Origin of the sequence: Arenicella xantha, assembly GCF_003315245.1 — a bacterium.
GTDB lineage: Bacteria > Pseudomonadota > Gammaproteobacteria > Arenicellales > Arenicellaceae > Arenicella > Arenicella xantha.
Window position 1 is genome coordinate 1277471 of sequence record NZ_QNRT01000002.1, and the last position, 18258, is coordinate 1295728.

Consider the following 18258-nt stretch of genomic DNA (forward strand, 5'->3'; position numbering starts at 1 on the left):
CCGCTAAGGCGCGCCAGTCTTACATCGTCAGCGAGTCTGTGGTAACGTAGCCGGCATTAAGCTACACCGTAGATTACTAGCCTCCAATGCTCAAACAGAGTTTGGAAAATATCCTATAGCACCACTCAACTGACAGACCGACCGTGAAACAGAACACTCCATTAGCAAAACCAAGCGGCCCGCATAACCACACCGTGGACAATGTCATTTTTGGGTGTGAAGAAGACACACTCGAAGTATTTTTGGTGCAGCATGGCGAAGGTAAAAGTCGCGGTGAGTGGGGTCTACCTGGTGACTGGATGCGTGAGGAAGAGAGTCTCGAACAAGCCGCTACTCGCACGCTCAAAGAGCGCACCGGCATTACCGATGTTTACCTTGAGCAGCTGCACACGTTTAGTGACGTTGACCGCTACCCATTTGAGCGCGTGCTAACCACCGCCTTCTTTGCGTTAATTCGACCGGATGCCGTAAAAACCATTGTCGGCGAAACAGAACTTGATGCCGCATGGTTTGACATTAACAAACTGCCACCACTTATTTTCGACCATAAATCAATTGTCGAAAAAGGTATCGAGCATTTGAAGCACAAAGTTCGACATGAACCGATTGGCTTCAACCTGCTACCTAAAAAGTTCACGCTGCTACAACTGCAATGCCTCTACGAGGCTGTCTTAGGAATTAAGGTAGATAAGCCAAATTTTCGTCGTAAGATGAAGAAAATGCAGCTACTCGTCTCACTCGGCGAAAAGCAAACCGGAGTGGCGCACCGCGCAGCCAACTTGTATCGATTTGACGAGCAGGTGTACCGTAAACTCAAAACCAAAGGCTTTGTATTCGAGCTTTAATTCCAGTGTGCTTTAGAAACAGTCTCGCTGGGCTTGTCCGCCACGCTAATTGAACGGCGTAGATTACTCTACGCCCTCCCTATCTTTACTCAAACCAAGCGTTACTCACCGAATTCTTGGTAGTCAAAGAACTCGAAATCTGCGGGTAAACCGCTGCCAGCTAAGTCTTGGCAACACATGCCAACAAAGGCACCGGTAAAACTTTCTCCTTCGCCTTTCCCAGCTTCATCCGACACCACGCTGTAGTCAAGCTGCAACGGTAGCTCTTGCCAGTTTTCACCGTCTTGCGACCAAGCGTAAACCAACGAACCATAATTCACCGAACACTGCAGGTAGATCGCGCCCTGATCAGGCAACACGACCTCGCCATTTTCAACTACTGCCGCACCATTTTCGGCACCACTTAATGGAAAAACAAAATCTTGCGATGGGTCACCTTCACAACTCATTATTGCCAGCACACGCTGCCCATGGTCGTTCAGCGTAATGTATAGATAGTGATACTTATGCGCATTGTAGTAATTCACTAAACCCGCTAACTGTAAAAAACTGGTCGGCTGAAATTCGATTTTGGTTGCTGCCTTAAACACAAATGCTTGTTGACGGCGCGCTACTATCGACTGCTGAAACAGACTTCCCAACGACTCCCTGCCGTACAACCTGAGAAAACCGGGGCGGTCCTGCAAGCTGAATAACGGTTCAGTAAATGAAGTTCTAAGCCACTGAAAATCTATCGGCAACGTCGGCTCAACAAACTCAGTTCGAACCGGGGTTGCCGGCCACGGATGCAAATCAATCTTGGGGCCAGCAACGGTTAAATCGGGCTGGTTGCCACCATTGGATAATCGCAACCATCCATCGTCGGTCCAATATGCCGGTTGAATACCGGTTTCACGCCCCATTGGGCACCGCCGCATGTCAGTTTGGTTGATTGGCCGACCACACAGGTGTACGACATATACTTCGCCGTCCGGAGTCTCGACAAAATCACCATGTCCGGCACGTTGTAATTCAAGCTCAGGATTATCCTTCGCCGTTAGCAAGTACCCTGCTGGATCCACCTCGTAAGGCCCGCTTAATGAACGCGATCGCGCCATTGTCATAACATGATCATAGCCAGTGCCGCCTTCAGCCGTCAGCAAATAGTAGTAACCGTTACGCTTATATAAATGCGGCGCTTCGGTCAAGCCCATTTCAGTACCACGAAAGATATTGGTAACGGGCCCGATTAATTTTTGCTCACTCGCGGAGTACTCTTGCAGAAAAATACCGCCAAATGGGTTGTGATTGGGTCGGTAGTCCCAAACCATATTCACCAACCATTTACGGCCGTCGTCGTCATGAAATAGCGACGGATCAAAGCCACTGCTATTCAAATAAACAGGCGCCGACCACTCACCATCGACCGTCGCACACGTGGTTAAGTAATTATGCGGATCTTTAATGCCATCAAAACGTTTTACATCGGTGTAGACCAAATGAAATAAGCCATCATGGTAGCTCAAACAAGGCGCCCAAATACCACAAGAATCGGGGTTACCGGTCATCTCTAATAAATCAGACCGATTTAATGGATGTGACACCAACCGCCAATTCACCAAATCCTTGGAATGGTGAATTTGAACACCGGGGTACCATTCAAACGTTGATGTCGCAATATAATAATCGTCGTCTACGCGAACAATAGAAGGGTCCGGGTTAAACCCTGGAAGAATTGGATTTTGAATATTGGTTGGCACGGAAATATCCATATGGATTAGGTAATTATTAGTAGCAAATCGAAGTAACGATTATATCGCTTTGTAGTCACAAAGACCATTTAGTAAGTCGGCAAATTCAAGTTTGTTTAAGCCTTCTGATCGCATGATAGGCCGCTTTTGGCTTAGCCTCACGATCAAATAACAGTGGGTAATTTTGTCGCCCCTTAACCGGCCAATCATTTTTCCACGAATGTGCATCTGTCACGCCCCACGTGGTGACTCGCTCAATCACATCGCGATGTTTCACAAACAAGGCAAACAGCTTGGCATAACGTTCAGCAAGTTTCTCCTGCACCATTGCCGGTAGCTCGTCAGGGTACGGATTAAGCTTTTCGGAATACTCAAAATTTGTTGATATCTCAGCTCCCATGTAATCGAAAGCCTTCGGCAAAACATCCACATCCAACTCGGTGAAATGAAGCTTTAACCCCATTTCAGCATAGGTTTCAATAGACTTTTCGATTTCATCCAACTCAGGATCTTCCAGCGAGTAGTGAGCTTGAAAGCCAACACCGTTTATCGGCACTCCACGATCTAAATAGTCAGCCAAAACGCCGGTCAAAAAACCTCGCTTAGCCGGATAGTGCATATTGTAATCATTATAGAGTAGCTCAGCATTCGGGTCGGCAGCCGCCGCTGTACGAAATGCATGCTCCATAAAATCCTTACCGAGAATGTTAAACCATGGGCTTTTTCGCCACGATCCATAGCCGTTATCACTGACCACTTCATTCACTACATCCCAAGTATTGACCTTGCCTCGGTAGCGATCAACCAGTGTATTAATATGATTTTCCATTCGGCCTAACAGCGCCTTTGCAGTTATCGGCAAACCCTCGTCACCGGTAAAAACCGAGGCCGGGATCTGCGAATGCCAGACCAAAGTATGCCCAAGAATGTGTTTGTTATGCTGGGTACCGAACTCAATAAACTTATCCGATGCTTCCCAGTTCCATTGATTTTCTGCGGGATGAATCTCCTCCCACTTCTGGCAATTCTCAGCAGTAACGGAACTGAACTCTCGATCGATCAAGCCAAGCAATTGTTGATCGTCTTGCATTAAGGTGTCCGTTGAGATGGCCGCACCAACGAAGAAATCGTCCTTAAATGCGTCAGCGAGTCCAGCCGCTTTACTGGCTTGCTGCATCGCCGTTACGCGTGCACTGGCAAACATTGGCAACAGTGCACTGGCACCCAAAAAAGTACGTCTTTTCATATTCATAATAATAATAGTTTTAGTAATCGCGCCCTATTTAAGACGCATAGATTTATATAAATACTGCTTTATCTTGGCATAACGAGCTGGAATCATCTTTCCTAGCACGCCGTGACGATGCTCAGGAATGTGTTCAGCAGGGTCACCATCTGGCCGAAACACATAGTGATCAAAAAATGCACGCCACGCTAAGCGTTGCTCTGGTGGCAAAGCACTAACGGTCATCAAGCCATGAATCATCGCTTCATAAGCTGCATTTCCACCAAAACGAGAATTGGCCCACCAATAATTAAGCAGTACATTAAAGCCACCTGACGACGCCACGTGATGCCACCACAAACTCGGTATAAACAACACATCACCAGGCCCTAACTCCGCAACCACAGCGTGCTGCATCGCCGTTTTAAAACGAGGGTACTTGTCTAAATCAGGCTGCCTTAGCGAAACCAAACTCGCCGGACGCCCTGCGAGGGTATAGTCGATCGGCCCAATATAGAGATTAGCTATCTGCTCTGGCGGAAATAAAGTAAACCTGCGACGCCCAGCAATAACACAGGCTAAGTTGTCTGAGACGTCGTAATGCGTGGCTACCTCAATGTCGTTTCCCAACCATATTCTTGGCACAATAGATTTATCCAACCAAGGGAACCGATTGTGCTCAGTAAAATTTTTCAGCGCTTTATGCGCTTCAACTGACCCGCAATAATAATCCGCGTCGCCATGTAGTGAAGCATCGAATATCTGCTTCAATGCCGTTCCAAAATCTGCCGCCACGGCACTGAATGTGACATCTTGCAGATCCTCCGTATAGGTAAGTTCACCGCGCCATTTTTTATCCAAAGAATAAAGCTCAGTCGCATGTGGCTGAGCTCGGTCATGGAGATATTTATAGGCGTTATCTGGCCCCTTTACAGCTTCATGTACTGCTGGCCATTCGGCGGCAAAACCGCGCAAAACAGCTGGTTGTCCAGCTGGCAGTATCTGTTCAATCAAGGTATCTACAGAAGCATCCGAGTATTCCGTCACCGCAGGCAATGAAGCCGAGCTTAGAGGTTCGTTATTGTTAGTAGATTTCGACATTGCCATACACTCAGTTAAACATATTCCAGCCCATACTAGCGGTCGTTAGGCAACTCGCTCAAGCCATTACCGTTTCATCTTCAGCAATCACAATTTTCACTATTTGTGACTAATGGTAAAGTCAGTCGCGCGATATGAGAAAAATTAAGCTAATTAGTGTCTAAAGAAAATTCGGAGGGCCCTGTGCTTATCACACGGAGCCCTCCGCAAGGCTAGGAGTAAAGAGTAATGCTAAGGAGTAAAGTACTAATTAAAACGAACCAGACAGCGTTACCGTAAAGCGTCGGTCATTCACAAAGTATGAACGCGGCGCTAATAACAAGTCTTGATTCACCGCTGAGAACAAGCGATTGGTCGCATTGCTCAAGTTGTTCGCTTCAAGTCCAATCTTAAAATTGTCGTTGATTTGATAACTTATGGATGCATCCACTTGTTCAGTCGAACCAGAGTAGTTCGGTGCAAAAGTGATCACGTCACGAGTGGTCAACAAATACTCAGATCGATAGTTATAGGCAACGCGTGCAGACACCGGACCTTTTTCAAACATCAATACGAAGTTGATCGTATCCTCTGAGAGACTTTCCAACGGTAGACCATCAAACACACCGAGGTCATTAGGAACTTGACCACCTTCCGGCGTCAACGCATTTTCAGAAGATGAACTTCCATCACTGTCAACATACGTGTAATTAGCTTGAATACCAAAGCCATCCCATGGTGCGGGTAGCATATCGTAGAACTGCGTATACGCTATCTCGAAACCTTGAATGGTCGCATCTTCACCGTTAACCGGACCACTAACCAACACATCACGAGTAACATCATTATTGGTCACCGTTAGCACGCTAGGCCCAAAGCGGAAAAAACCTTCAGCATCTTTTCTGAAAATCGACCCAGTTAACGAACCCGTGTCTGAAAAGTACCACTCCAACGATGCATCAAAGTTATTCGACTCAATTGGGTTCAAGCTTGGATTACCACCACCAGCGTTATAGCCATTGATGCGGGCATTGATGACCGGCGAAGTTGGATCATTTGGATCTAAGTTCTCAACGATCAACTCACGTCCAATTCCCAATGAGTTTCGTTTGTCTCGAAGATCAGGCAATGAAATCGCTTGAGAGAAGGCAAATCGAGCCATTAAGTTCTCAGTTAACTCATACTTGATATTAAAGCTTGGTAGTAATTTTGAGTAACTATCTTTGACCGTATTTTGCAGCACCTGACCACCGTTGGCGGTAAATGCAATGTCTTCAGGAGACAAGAATTGCACCAAGTTTTCTGATATGGCAGACGGAAAACTAACACCGCCGGTCAAATCCCAATCGTATTTAACGTAGCGTAAACCCACATTACCGGAGTAACGGTTGCCATTTAAGTCGCCGCCAAAATTTAGCTGTACATAAGCCGCTTGATTGGTTAACTCCGACACTGAGACTTCGTTAGGTAAAAAGAGTGTGCCCGCCACTGCGCCAGGGCGATTTGCCAACGAGCTCCAGGTTGAACCTGTGCTTTGAAATGGGCTAATTCGCGAGTTGTATTGTCCGTAGTTTTCAATGTCAACCAAACTCATAGCCGGGAAAACAAATGCTTGATCGCCTGAAAACTGGCTACCATTTGAAAAGTCATCAAAACGATACTCTTCAACCAAGGATGCATCCTGACCAATTATTTGATCAACCGTGGTCGCTCCGCCATTCCAAGTTTCGGAAACAGCGCCCCAGTTATAAGAAGACTCACGAATAGTATTTTCACGATTAACTAGGCGAACACCAGCTTCAACGCTTTCAAAGAAATCGCCTTCTAGCTCAAATTCAAAATCTAAGTTTGCCGCAACACTTTCAGCTTCATCATCTTCAGCGTGATCCATTGCCGATCGAAAGTAAAATGCACTTGGGTCAGTTAACAAGGCACGATCGCCACCACGCCCAAGAAACTCTGCCGATGGAATGCCACCACTCGTGTCTAACGCCAACTCAGAATAGAAATTGTACATTGCGGAAACATCTAACTGATCAAACTCAGCATCAATCAACTGTAGTCCACCAGACACTTTAAGACGGTCACTAACATCATGTGAAACAGTCAGCGAAAAGTCTTGAATGGTTGATGCTTCGCGGTTATCGCGACTGTAGGTTAAGTATCGACCACCGCCGTTACCAGCACCGTTAGATAAAATTCCCGATTGAAAGAAATTGTCCGCGCCATAAGTAAAGGTAGAACCTTCAAATGGTTGCGCTAAGGCTGTACCCTGACCAGGTCCAACAGCAAACGGTTGATCTGGGTATTCGATCGTGCGCTCTTCCCAATTAATTTCGGAATCAGAATAAATATATTCTGCAGTCACCTCGGTTGCTTCATCCGGGCTTCTCCACTGCAGACTCATCGCACCACCAGTCCGATCGCGGTCAAACTCTTGGCGACGTAAGTTAGCGCCTTGCGGTACGAACACTACTTGATCTTCATCACCGAATACCGCTGTATCAGCGCCAGGCCCACGTTGGTAGTGATTGTAAAGCTGCACGCCATCGGCACGAGATTTCAGGTTGGCCGTCGAGGCGTTAATCAAGAAGCCAAATTCACCAGCGTCATTCTCCCAACGCGTGCTGTAAGTGGCGGATAAAGCCGGAGTTACTTCATCAATATCATCAGAGTAACTGGCTTTCGCGGTGAATGCATAAAACGAATCTTCTTCGCTGTCGAATGGCTTACGCGTCAGAATATTGATCGTACCAGACACGCCACCTTCGATCATCGAGGCTGTTTGGTTCTTGACCAACTGCACACCACCGACCAACTCTGGTGGAATGTCTTGGAAACTAAGTCCATTGTCATTGTTCGCGGCAAATGCATCGCGGCCGTTAAATTCGCTTCGCGTTTGAGTTAAACCGCGAATCACTACGCCAGACCCTTCCACTGAGAAGTGATCGGCGTCGTTTGATGCGGCAAAACGCTCGATTGACACACCCGGTAGACGCTGAATCGCTTCTAGAACACTTTTGTCCGGTAGCGAATTAATATCGGTGGCTGAGATCGCATCAACAACCGTATCAGAGTTACGCTTAATATCTTGTGCGCGACTCAAGTTCACCTTAGTTCCGTAGACGGTGACTTCTTCAAGCACCTCATTTCCAACCGGCTCTGCACTAGTCGACTCTTGAGCGATGGCACCCGTAGAAGCCGCTAGAACGCACAACGAAACTAACGTTCGTCGGAACTCTGGCTTAGCCTTGAGGTTCGCTCTTTGCGTTTGATTTTCATTTACCATTTTTATTGATACCTGTGTAAACAGTTTTTGTATGTGAGGAAACTGCCGACCCAACAAACCCATGATCCAATTGGTCGATCCAGCATGTTTGCAATCACCTCCTCTCCCCAACTCAAAGAACGCTTAAAAACAGCTCAACCAAAGCTCAAATTCCCACTCAGGTTACTGCTTAATTTTTAACCATTCTTTGTAGTCATGTTGACTATAAAGGGGATTCATAAAGCTGTCAACAAAAAGAATACGACGCGGAGAACGGTGCCTGATTCAAAATTTTCCACCTAACAATTGTCAAAAATATCTCTATAAGCCTTTGATTTATAAACCTTAATAGAGACTCCAGACTGGACAGTCGGCGTAAAATAAATCGATTACCACGCTAAGCAAAAATAGTGTGTATTGAAATTTGTGATCAACATGTGTCGACATTTACCCATGCAGTAAACATACCTAAGCGGCGTTTTGAAACTCAGCGCTTGAGCAAAAAGACAGTCAATCACTCACGTCAATTGGAGAACATACAGCCATAAAACCGACCGTAGTTCTCACAAAAAAAAGTAGAATTTCGCACATGCATAATTTCGCCGTCTGCACTGACATAGGGCCCATGCAAACTCCTCCCATCGTGCAAAGTGAAGGTAATTTAGGTGGTCAGCATTTCAGCAAATATTTGCTCTAAGAGTTCCTGATCACGAGCAAAACCACGAATTCCTTCTGCTAGCTTTTCGGTTGCCATTGGATCTTGATTCATCTGCCAGCGAAACTCCGTTTCACTCAACGCTAAACCAGGCAGACTCGGTGTTTCGGTTGGAGGAGTTAGCTTTCTCATTAACTCGCCATTATCTTTCTCAAGCTGTTCTAAGTAGGTCGGCGAAATAGTTAGGTAATCGCAACCAGCAAGACTTTCTATTTGTCCGGTATTACGAAAACTAGCGCCCATCACAATCGTTTTATATCCGAACTCTTTGTAATACTGGTAAATCTGCGCGACTGACTTAACCCCCGGGTCAGCATCACTACTGGCATTAAATTGGTCGGTATTAGCTTGATACCAATCCAATATGCGACCAACAAAAGGCGAAATTAGGGTCACCTTTGCTTCGGCACATGCCACCGCTTGGGCAAAGCCAAATAGCAATGTCAGATTACAGTGTATCGACTCTCTCTCTAGTCGCTCGGCCGCCTTAATGCCTTCCCACGTAGACGCAATTTTGATCAACACCCGTTCGGCATTAATCCCACGCTTTTCGTATTCGCTGATTATTTTGTGCGCTTTGGCTACGGTCGCGTCAGTATCAAATGACAGCCTAGCGTCAACCTCAGTAGAAATCCGTCCAGGTATCAACTTAAGAATGGCGCAACCGACTTCTACCGAAAACTGGTCAACCGCATCGCCGACGCTACCGTCACTAAGATCTAAGGCACGCTGCACCATCGCGGCAAAACGTGAATCGCGCGCCACGCTCAGCAACAAGGAGGGATTGGTGGTGGCGTCTTGCGGATGATACTGACGTATCGCATCGATATCGCCTGTGTCGGCAACCACCGTAGTCATTTTTCTAAGCTGTTGTAATTTATTCATTGGACTTGCTCAAATGGCATGATTAATCTAAACTGACCTATATAGTCTATATGACTATTATAATAATACCAAGCCAAACACGCTGGCCGAAAAACATTACTTAGACTGAAAGCTTATGACCATTAAAAACTCGTTCCTCCCTTATCTTTCGCTGGTCGTTCTTTTTGCTTCAATGGGCAACGCCCAAGCGCGGGTAGAATCATTATTCCTCGAGCGCGTCGTCACTGATGGTCGCGATAACTTTTATGAGGTCGCAATCAAATGCAACAAAGACAATGAGAAACGCAAAATTTTGCGTGAAACCAGTCTGCAAACACCTTGGTGCACTCGCGGTTCAAACTCTATTTGCAACGATGATAAATACAAACTCGCACGGCAACTTTGCGCCGAAACTGACACTGAGCAAACACCGTCACCGTCGCAATTAGTGGACAATCAAGAAATCAAACCAGCTCAAATTTCAGCAGTGATCGAGAACCAATCAAGTGCCATTAATGTTAAGGAATTGCGCGCAGAACTACTTCTGATTGAAGAGCAGCGGATCTTAATCGAACAACGCCGCATCGAGCTATCAATGCGTGAGCTGGAGCTAAAAAGATCTTCCTTAGTGGTATCGCAACCTTAGTTAGCGCAGCTCTCTGCTCTAATACTAATCGTCCAAGCCGAGAAATTAACAGCGAGGCATAAGATGAATCCGTTATCGAAAAAACCAATAAGACACACTGGAATTGTTAAGGCTCGCGGTAGCAACGCCAGCCGGCGAGGTACGCGGCAGGCCCTCATCGCAATAGTATCCGCTTACGCTTTATTGCAGATGTCGGCACTACATGCACAGACTCTAAGCACGCCACAAACCGGTCAACACGGCGGTTACTTTTATTCGTTTTGGACCGACGGCGGTGGACAAGTCTCGTTCACTCTTGGAGCGAACGGTAACTACCGATCTCAATGGAGCCAAGTTGGTAACTGGGTTGGCGGTAAAGGCTGGCGAACCGGCGGCCCTAAAACTGTCGAATATTCAGGTAGTTATAGCGCGTCAGGCACCAGCTATTTAGCGCTTTATGGTTGGACCCGAAATCCATTGATCGAATACTATGTGGTCGACAATTGGGTAAACTATAACCCCAGCACCGGAGCCACTCGCCTGGGAACGATCGAGAGTGACGGCGGAACCTATGACATCTACCGTACTCGTCGGGTCAATCAGCCCTCCATAATCGGAACCGCTACTTTTGACCAATACTGGAGCATCCGACGCACAAAACGAACCGGTGGAATCATTACCTCTAAAAACCACTTTGACGCGTGGGCTAGCCGTGGTCTGCGACTCGGAACACATGATTACATGGTGATGGCAACCGAGGGCTACCAAAGCAGTGGTAACTCAAACATCACGGTTAGAGAACGCCCATCAGTAGAAGTCCCACCCGACTCTTCAGTTAACCCGCCGATATTAACGCCCCCAGAGGAAGACCCACCTGCTGGTTGGGTCGCACCGGTGAACGCTTTGATCCTGAGTCACGAAACCGACTAAGCAAACTAGTCTAGTGAGCGTGTCGCAAGGCTATTCAACCAGCGCCACAAAACAATTGCTTATCGAGTGACGGTAGACACTTACCTTGTGCTTTGCAGTAAGCCATAGCGGCAAACCAAGACACATTAACAACTGCTTGGTCAGCAAGCTCATCGACATGAGGTTGTGCAAAGTGTTGTAGACACGTCGCATCGGCAAATATTCGCTTGATGTTAGCGCGACTCCAACTATCAAACTGCTCTGTGAATGTTAGGAACTGTGCATTAGTAAGCTGATACTTATCAATATAAAACGACGCGACATTGACCAGCATCAATTAAACCCAATTAATGTTTTGCACGCCACCAGCAGGTAAACATGGCGACAATTAATTAACTGCCGCCATTCAACAGCGGTTCAAAAATTCGGAAAAGGCTTATGCATCCAACACTGCAATATATTGTTTAGCTCAACTTCAAGCGTGTCGTTAGTGCATTCAATATGCTTGAGCTTTTGCTCACTGGGGTTATACCAGTTAATCAGCATAGCCGTGGCTATCGACGATGCGGCTACCAAAACACCTCTTATGATCCCGTGATTTAAGATAGACATAATGGCCGTAAGAGAACCCAGCGCTAGAAAGAAAATCATAAATAATGACGAGTACATATTGGTGCGCACTATCGGCTTTAGCGCCGCTAAGTCAATTCGATTTTCAATCGCCGGGAAATCGACCAAAAAGCGATCCAATTGTCGTTTGTTATAAAGAATTAGCGCAACCATGCCGACTTCGCACAACAGAAACACCTCGAAAGAAATCATTTTCAGGTAAGCAAAGAATCCGGTCTCCTCACTGGTTGCATAAAAGAACACATACCCGGCATAGATAGCGATAACCATCACCACCGACAGCGGCACAATTATTGGGGTCTTAAATACTCTTCGTTGATTGTTTTCTGCGCCTGACATAGAACACTCCCTGAGGATAATTAACTAGTAGAGAAGACTCTACAGCCCACTCGGCACTGTTGGATAGTCTTCTGGGTCCGAATACAAAATGTAAAACTCGCTGCCTACCATATTTCAATTGTGTTGAAGCATGCAATACCAAAGGGCGTATTACCAATGCGCCACCCTTTTCGACAATGCACCAAGCCCCTCAAACACTCAGAAGCCTTATTTTTTGTCTTTAAACTTAAGCGTAATAAAAAACAATATAAAGTAACTGCCAAAGGCAAACCAATACGGCAAGGCTCCCTCGATTGAATATAAATATGTGCCTAATAACGGGCCCACCGTGAAACCCAGAGCCGGACAAGAACCGGCGATTCCAGCTACGGCGCCCTGCTCCTTAGACGACACAGCAACCGATGCGCCCGCCATAAACCCAGGCCCAGCGAGGCCCATACCCATTCCGAGAATGCACATAGATACTAAGTACATGATCTGAGTGTGGCTCAATGCCAAGATGCCGAAAGCGATCATCATTATAGGCATCGCAACCCTGAGCAAAACAAAAGGTCTCATCGACAATCGAGGTATAACGATCAATTGCACAAATAGTGCGGCTGCCGCCGAAAACATCAAGCTAACCCCGACAATTTTGGCGGTATCGACACCACTAAGCCCCAGCACATCTTGAAAACGAAACGCGATAGTCTGTTGCACAATGGCAAACCCCATAAACAGAAAGACTCCAGCGACGACGATCGGAAAAATCCTCGGGTCGGTATATTTGAGTCTCGGAGGCTTTTTTGTCGCGATTGAGATTGGCCGCTCAGGCAAAGTGTAAAGCGTTAACACCGCCGCAAACAGCGTCAAGAAAACGGAGAAATACAGCGGCGTAAGTAAACTAATACTGGCAAGTAAGCCGCCAATGGCAGGCCCCAAGATAGACCCCATATTAAAGGCTGCGCCAATGGCCCCCATGCCCTTGATACGATCTTTTACCGTCGTAATATCGGCCATATAGGCATTCGTTGCTGGCGACACGGCAGCCATTGCGGTAGCGTTAGCTACTCGGGTTATAATTAATAAAACCAGCGCAGTTACCGGAATGAAGTAGCCAAGCAGCGCCATTTGAAACACACCCGCAAACACTATTGTTCCGGCTGAGTACCCAAACAAGCCTATCAATAAGACCTTTCGTCTACCCCAGCTGTCACTGGCACGCCCCCACAGCGGGCTGACCAAGAACAAAGTTAAGGAAGAGCAAGAAATAATCGCACCAATCTGCACCTCCACTAGCCCAACCTCTCTTCCGAGCGGCGCTAATATTGCAAATAATACGGTTTGCGCAAACCCTATTGTTGCCGAAGCGAACAAGAGTGTGCGTTTAGCTAAAACGTTAGCAGGATGGATTTGTGTCATTGCCTGAGAAGGTACTGACAAGTTAACTTAACAAAACGACATGAGACCATATGACTTTTCCGACGCGACCGCGCGACACTGACAAGTTAACTTTCTTAGTAAAGAACAGTGCCCGCTTGAGACCAGGCCAGCAAGCCGCTTTACAGGCTCACCTATTATAGCGTAAGTGAATAGTCCCTCGAGACATAGTACACAGTCGCCTCCTCGTCATTCTTTTATCAGGTTTTGTGCTGATAGGAATCGGGCGCTTGATCTATGGTTGTCTCGACTCTAAATCAAAGACCGGACCCTCCTATATTCGGTATTTGGAAAGTCTTTGTCTTTAGTACACTCGAAAATTTTCAGAATTAACTGATACGTATCTCGATACACTTGTAGCTCACAATAAAGTGCCATCGCAAAAAAATCGCACCGCATGCGGCGGGGAAAAATTGTTAAATAATTAAAAAGCCCGAACAGCACGAACACTGAGTGGGAAGTTCTTACCGCTACCGAGCTGAACGCCATCATCGAAGAGCTGGATCCAAACCATGCCACTGCTACTCTCCGACGAACTCCAATAGCCGCCACTGGCAAAACCGCCCACAACGTGTTTTTGATTGTATAATAAATTTAACTCCTCTTTGTTAGGCAAATACCAATCCGTGGTAATGCCATTGGGGCCCATATAGGCGCTAGCTACCGCTGCAGCCGACGATGCACCACATCCAGTAGCTATAATCTGCTGTGTATTATATGCGCCTGTATTAGGGTCTGGAGTAGCAGCGGAACTTATATTTGGCATAGTCAATATATCAATACCAAAACAACCCCATTCTGCGCTCGCACTTTGATCTTCATGAGAGGCTTCTAAGCCGTGCAGGCCGCCATCTGTTACATGAATTACAATACCACCCGCTGGGCCTGTCTTGCCAATTTCATATACTGTTCGAAGATCATCCCCTGCCATGGGAATAACAACTACTTTGTTCTGCGCCGCTAAGACAGTTGTAAAAAATAGTGAAAATAAAACTAGGGCGCCTTTAGTGTAATAACTTGTTTTCATATTCTTCGTTATTTCTGTCGCATTAGAGCGGATTACTTTAGAAAGAGTGAAATTAATCTTGCTTCGACTCAGCTTAAATTGCACATTAGAGTTGAGTGGCGGCTGGTATATAAGTGACATTAATTAATTTATACACACTGTGCTTCTCAAACGGGTGATCCATAGCATGGAGTATCGTGAAACTTTTCTGGTGAAATGCCTATCAATGCTTTTTGATCTAAGTAATAACCCGTTGCGTTGGAAACCATAGCAAACTATTTCTCTTTCACAAAAGGGCCATATGACCCGTTAACTGCCAAAGACCCGGCAGGGATCAGGCGCTTGATCTATGGTTGTCTCGACTCTAAATCAAAGACTTGGCCCTTATACATTCTGGACTTTCTAGTTATTTCACATCGTTCAATAAGCCATTATCTAGTTGAAATTCTAAAGAAATATTTCAACCTATATACCTAATGTAGACTAATCTTCGAAGGGAACCATGAATGAATCAGGATTATGCGGTTGATGGGGGCAGCTCTCCAACTAGTGTCACTATAGACAGATTAACGCAAGCGCCCCAATCTTAGTCCTAACTGGAATACAAACCTCCTCATCAGGCACGATATTGCTGATTCCTAGTGGTTGGGGAATGGTTTAAAGCTCAGCCGTATGCTGGTTTTAGGATTCGCTTGGCTTGATATTATTGAGGTATCCATATAAGTCCAGTATTATTGGCATGTTCAAAACGACCACGATACACCTCTTAAACTTGCATAAAAGTATCCCGCTAAGAGTGCAAGAAAAACAACCGCAGTGTACAGAATATTCGCATGTCTGCTCGCTCTTTTAAGCTGAGCTTTCTTAGCCACCACTAAACCTACATATTTTCTGCGATATATAAACATCACCCAGAGACAAGGCCAAATCAAAGCAAAGCTCCCTAATGCAAAAGACAACCCAAGGACATTGTTCGCATCATCGACCGTAATAAATAGGTTGTATAAATAGTCTTGTCCGGTAGTGTAAAAAATAAAATTAATCAGCCAAAAAACAATATTGAACGGTTGGATTTTATTATGCTAAATTTGTTGCAGTATACGACTTTGTAAAAAAGGCTACCTTCTCAGAGAGTATCTCTGCTTGGGGGAACAAGCACTTATACTCTCTTAAAGTCAGTAGCCGTGTATCTTCACACGTTATTCTTGATTGCAGCCAATCAGGTTCTCTTTTATGAAACCCTAGATTAAACCGCCTTAAGAGTGCTGCGCGCAGACTTAGTGGTAAATACGCAAAAAAAGGCACATAGAAATGCGGCTCTAATGGAAACGCCTTAGCTGGGGATTGCACCCAATAAAAAGTCCCTAATCTTTGTATAGATTCGGACATTCTCTTTTGGGATGATAAGTTACCTACATGTTCGATAACCGAATTAGAGTGCACCAGATCATAGTTTTGTTTTCGAAAAGATGCCTCATCTAAAGCATCGCCACCATAAAATCTCAACATGACCCCATTCAAGTCAAATTCAGCGTTGTCTTGAGGCGGTAAATTTACGATATCAATTTCAGAAATTGCTCCTTTAGGTAAATATTCTAAGTTCATTTCCCAAAAGTTTTTTGTGCCTCCAATATCAAGCACAGACACGCCCTGTAGCTTCTTAATCTCTATCAAACTTGCTAGCTTCTCCATTCTTCTACGCCTAAATTTAGACGCATAAGAACCAGCATGACTATTTTCACTTTTCATTTCCTATATATACCTTTCAATAACCCCTTCTAACATAAATCAAAAATATCACACTGTACGTTTTCATGATTGAAAGAGGAAAACAAATTTAGCGGTTTTGTTTTGATTACAGGCAAATCTACATGGTATCAGAAGTGGCCCCTTTCATTCGGGCAATTATCCCCAACCTAGGAATGACCCTGCATCGTTTAGGAGAAGTGGTCGGTGGACCGAGGTAAATTCAGGGTGGCTAACACAACGTGGCACGGGAGAGCCACCCTTGGTTTTCAAACGCTGAAAGAACCTGTCAAATCTCGATTCTATACCCAATGGGCTTATCAGGACATCCATAGCAGTACTTGTAAACAGCCCTTCAAAATGTCACTCTAGTCAAACAAGGAAATAAACTGGAGTTACGGAATGACTCAACCACGGAGCACGCTAGGGTCGCCTATAGACACTCCTTATTACCACTGCGTTTCACGATGCGTTCGACGTGCTTTTTTATGCGGCTACGACCATTACACTGAGACCGATTACGAACATCGTCGACAATGGCTAGAGTCCAAACTGCATCATGTTGCGACCGTGTTTTCGATCAAGCTATGTGCGTATGCGGTGATGAGCAACCACTACCATGTGGTCGTACATCTTCGGCCAGACGACGCCGCGCATTGGAGTAACCGCGAGGTGGTTCAACGCTGGCATACGCTCTTTAGAGGAACCTACTTATCGCAATGCTATATAAACAGACAGACGCTACTACCCGCGCAAACTGCGGTGCTTTATCGTGACATCCAAACATGGCGTGAGCGCTTATCAAGCCTATCATGGTTCATGAAAGTGGTGAACGAATCGATTGCTCGAAAGGCCAATGTAGAAGACAACTGCACAGGCCATTTCTGGGAGAGTCGATTTAAGAGTCAGGCCCTGCTGGATGAGCGAGCCCTACTTGCATGTATGGCCTACGTTGACCTAAACCCGGTTCGAGCGAAAATGGCCGACACGCCTGAGACATCGGAACACACCTGCATAAAAGCCAGAGTCGACGCTCTGAAGAACCAACAAAAACCAAACCGTTCCATAGAGCAATTCGTTGGATCTAATCCAGAGAAAAAAGGCTTACCTTATGTGTTGCGAGACTATCTCGAACTGCTTGATTGGACAGGGCGAATTCTACATGAGGGAAAACGTGGGAAAATTGAATCTTCGATGCCACCGATTCTTGAGCGCTTGACACTCGATCGTGATGCTTGGCTAATTTTGACTACCCAGTTCGAACAACAATTCGGCCAATGGGTTGGATCTGAGATCATGGTAAGGCAAGTTTACTCAGATCGACACTATCAACGCATACCCGCCACAAACTCACTGCTCTAGTCAGCAAACTTAGTCCCAAACCGACCCAATCGCCGGTGGCGAGAACGGCGCTCGCCTAGCCATTTCAAACACACTGGATTTATCGAGTTTGAACTCAGAAAATCTGAGCTTTGGGCGACAGACAAGTATATTTACTCGCAATTCGCGATCGAAAATCAAGTTAATATCTCTCCTTAACATGCCTGTCCTTTTTGTTTTTTTGAGAGAAAAAAGGCTTACCTTATGTGTTGCGAGACTATCTCGAACTGCTTGATTGGACAGGGCGAATTCTACATGAGGGAAAACGTGTAAAAATTGAATCTTCGATGCCACCGATTCTTGAGCGCTTGACACTCGATCGTGATGCTTGGCTAATTTTGACTACCCAGTTCGAACAACAATTCGGCCAATGGGTTGGGTCTGAGATCATGGTAAGGCAAGTTTACTCGGATCGACACTATCAACGCATACCCGCCACAAACTCACTGCTCTAGTCAGCAAACTTAGTCCCAAACC

At 45.9% G+C, this 18258-nt stretch carries 15 protein-coding genes; 5 read left to right on the forward strand and 10 right to left on the reverse strand.

Annotated elements, in window-relative coordinates:
* Positions 1–143: 143 nt before the first annotated feature.
* Positions 144–845 carry an NUDIX hydrolase gene (locus DFR28_RS11360; protein WP_113954424.1) on the forward strand — a complete coding sequence of 234 codons (702 nt, stop codon included), beginning with the start codon at positions 144–146 and terminating at the stop codon, positions 843–845.
* Between the two features lie 101 nt (positions 846–946).
* On the opposite strand, the gene DFR28_RS11365 is transcribed toward DFR28_RS11360, so the two are convergent.
* The 5 genes from DFR28_RS11365 to tal all read right to left on the reverse strand — a co-directional run bounded on the left by DFR28_RS11365 (position 947) and on the right by tal (position 9748).
* Complete coding sequence (locus DFR28_RS11365) at positions 947–2596, reverse strand: glycoside hydrolase family 43 protein (RefSeq protein ID WP_113954425.1); 1650 nt, start codon at positions 2594–2596, stop codon at positions 947–949.
* 85 nt (positions 2597–2681) lie between these two features.
* Positions 2682–3821 carry an endo-1,4-beta-xylanase gene (locus DFR28_RS11370; RefSeq protein ID WP_211316963.1) on the reverse strand — a complete coding sequence of 380 codons (1140 nt, stop codon included), beginning with the start codon at positions 3819–3821 and terminating at the stop codon, positions 2682–2684.
* A gap of 33 nt (positions 3822–3854) precedes the next feature.
* Positions 3855–4901 (reverse strand): cupin-like domain-containing protein, encoded by a 1047-nt coding sequence (locus DFR28_RS11375; protein ID WP_170132070.1) that lies wholly within the window; start codon positions 4899–4901, stop codon positions 3855–3857.
* 250 nt (positions 4902–5151) lie between these two features.
* Positions 5152–8169: a TonB-dependent receptor gene (locus DFR28_RS11380; protein ID WP_170132071.1), complete on the reverse strand. Its 3018-nt coding sequence runs from the start codon at positions 8167–8169 to the stop codon at positions 5152–5154.
* 640 nt (positions 8170–8809) lie between these two features.
* Positions 8810–9748 carry a transaldolase gene (gene tal, locus DFR28_RS11385; protein ID WP_113954429.1) on the reverse strand — a complete coding sequence of 313 codons (939 nt, stop codon included), beginning with the start codon at positions 9746–9748 and terminating at the stop codon, positions 8810–8812.
* Between the two features lie 115 nt (positions 9749–9863).
* Between tal and DFR28_RS11390 the strand changes: the two genes are divergently transcribed.
* Complete coding sequence (locus DFR28_RS11390; RefSeq protein ID WP_113954430.1) at positions 9864–10373, forward strand: hypothetical protein; 510 nt, start codon at positions 9864–9866, stop codon at positions 10371–10373.
* Positions 10374–10436: 63 nt separating this feature from the next.
* Complete coding sequence (locus DFR28_RS11395) at positions 10437–11282, forward strand: glycoside hydrolase family 11 protein (protein ID WP_211316964.1); 846 nt, start codon at positions 10437–10439, stop codon at positions 11280–11282.
* A gap of 34 nt (positions 11283–11316) precedes the next feature.
* Here DFR28_RS11395 and DFR28_RS11400 read toward each other — a convergent pair whose 3' ends face one another.
* The 5 genes from DFR28_RS11400 to DFR28_RS11420 all read right to left on the reverse strand — a co-directional run bounded on the left by DFR28_RS11400 (position 11317) and on the right by DFR28_RS11420 (position 16404).
* Positions 11317–11595, reverse strand: coding sequence for an SUMF1/EgtB/PvdO family nonheme iron enzyme (locus tag DFR28_RS11400; RefSeq protein WP_113954431.1), 279 nt, complete (start codon positions 11593–11595; stop codon positions 11317–11319).
* Between the two features lie 83 nt (positions 11596–11678).
* On the reverse strand, positions 11679–12230 hold the full coding sequence (locus DFR28_RS11405) for a hypothetical protein (RefSeq protein ID WP_113954432.1): 552 nt from the start codon (positions 12228–12230) through the stop codon (positions 11679–11681).
* A gap of 207 nt (positions 12231–12437) precedes the next feature.
* Positions 12438–13631 (reverse strand): MFS transporter, encoded by a 1194-nt coding sequence (locus DFR28_RS11410; RefSeq protein WP_113954433.1) that lies wholly within the window; start codon positions 13629–13631, stop codon positions 12438–12440.
* Positions 13632–14073: 442 nt separating this feature from the next.
* On the reverse strand, positions 14074–14796 hold the full coding sequence (locus tag DFR28_RS11415) for a DUF1566 domain-containing protein (protein WP_113954434.1): 723 nt from the start codon (positions 14794–14796) through the stop codon (positions 14074–14076).
* Positions 14797–15732: 936 nt separating this feature from the next.
* Positions 15733–16404, reverse strand: a complete 672-nt coding sequence (locus DFR28_RS11420; RefSeq protein ID WP_147251005.1) for a class I SAM-dependent methyltransferase — start codon at positions 16402–16404, stop codon at positions 15733–15735.
* A 399-nt stretch (positions 16405–16803) separates the two neighbouring features.
* Here DFR28_RS11420 and DFR28_RS11425 point away from each other — a divergent pair, with 399 nt between their 5' ends.
* Positions 16804–17763 (forward strand): transposase, encoded by a 960-nt coding sequence (locus tag DFR28_RS11425; RefSeq protein WP_113954436.1) that lies wholly within the window; start codon positions 16804–16806, stop codon positions 17761–17763.
* A 305-nt stretch (positions 17764–18068) separates the two neighbouring features.
* Positions 18069–18236, forward strand: a complete 168-nt coding sequence (locus DFR28_RS19715) for a hypothetical protein (protein WP_170132072.1) — start codon at positions 18069–18071, stop codon at positions 18234–18236.
* The last annotated feature ends 22 nt before the right edge of the window (positions 18237–18258 follow it).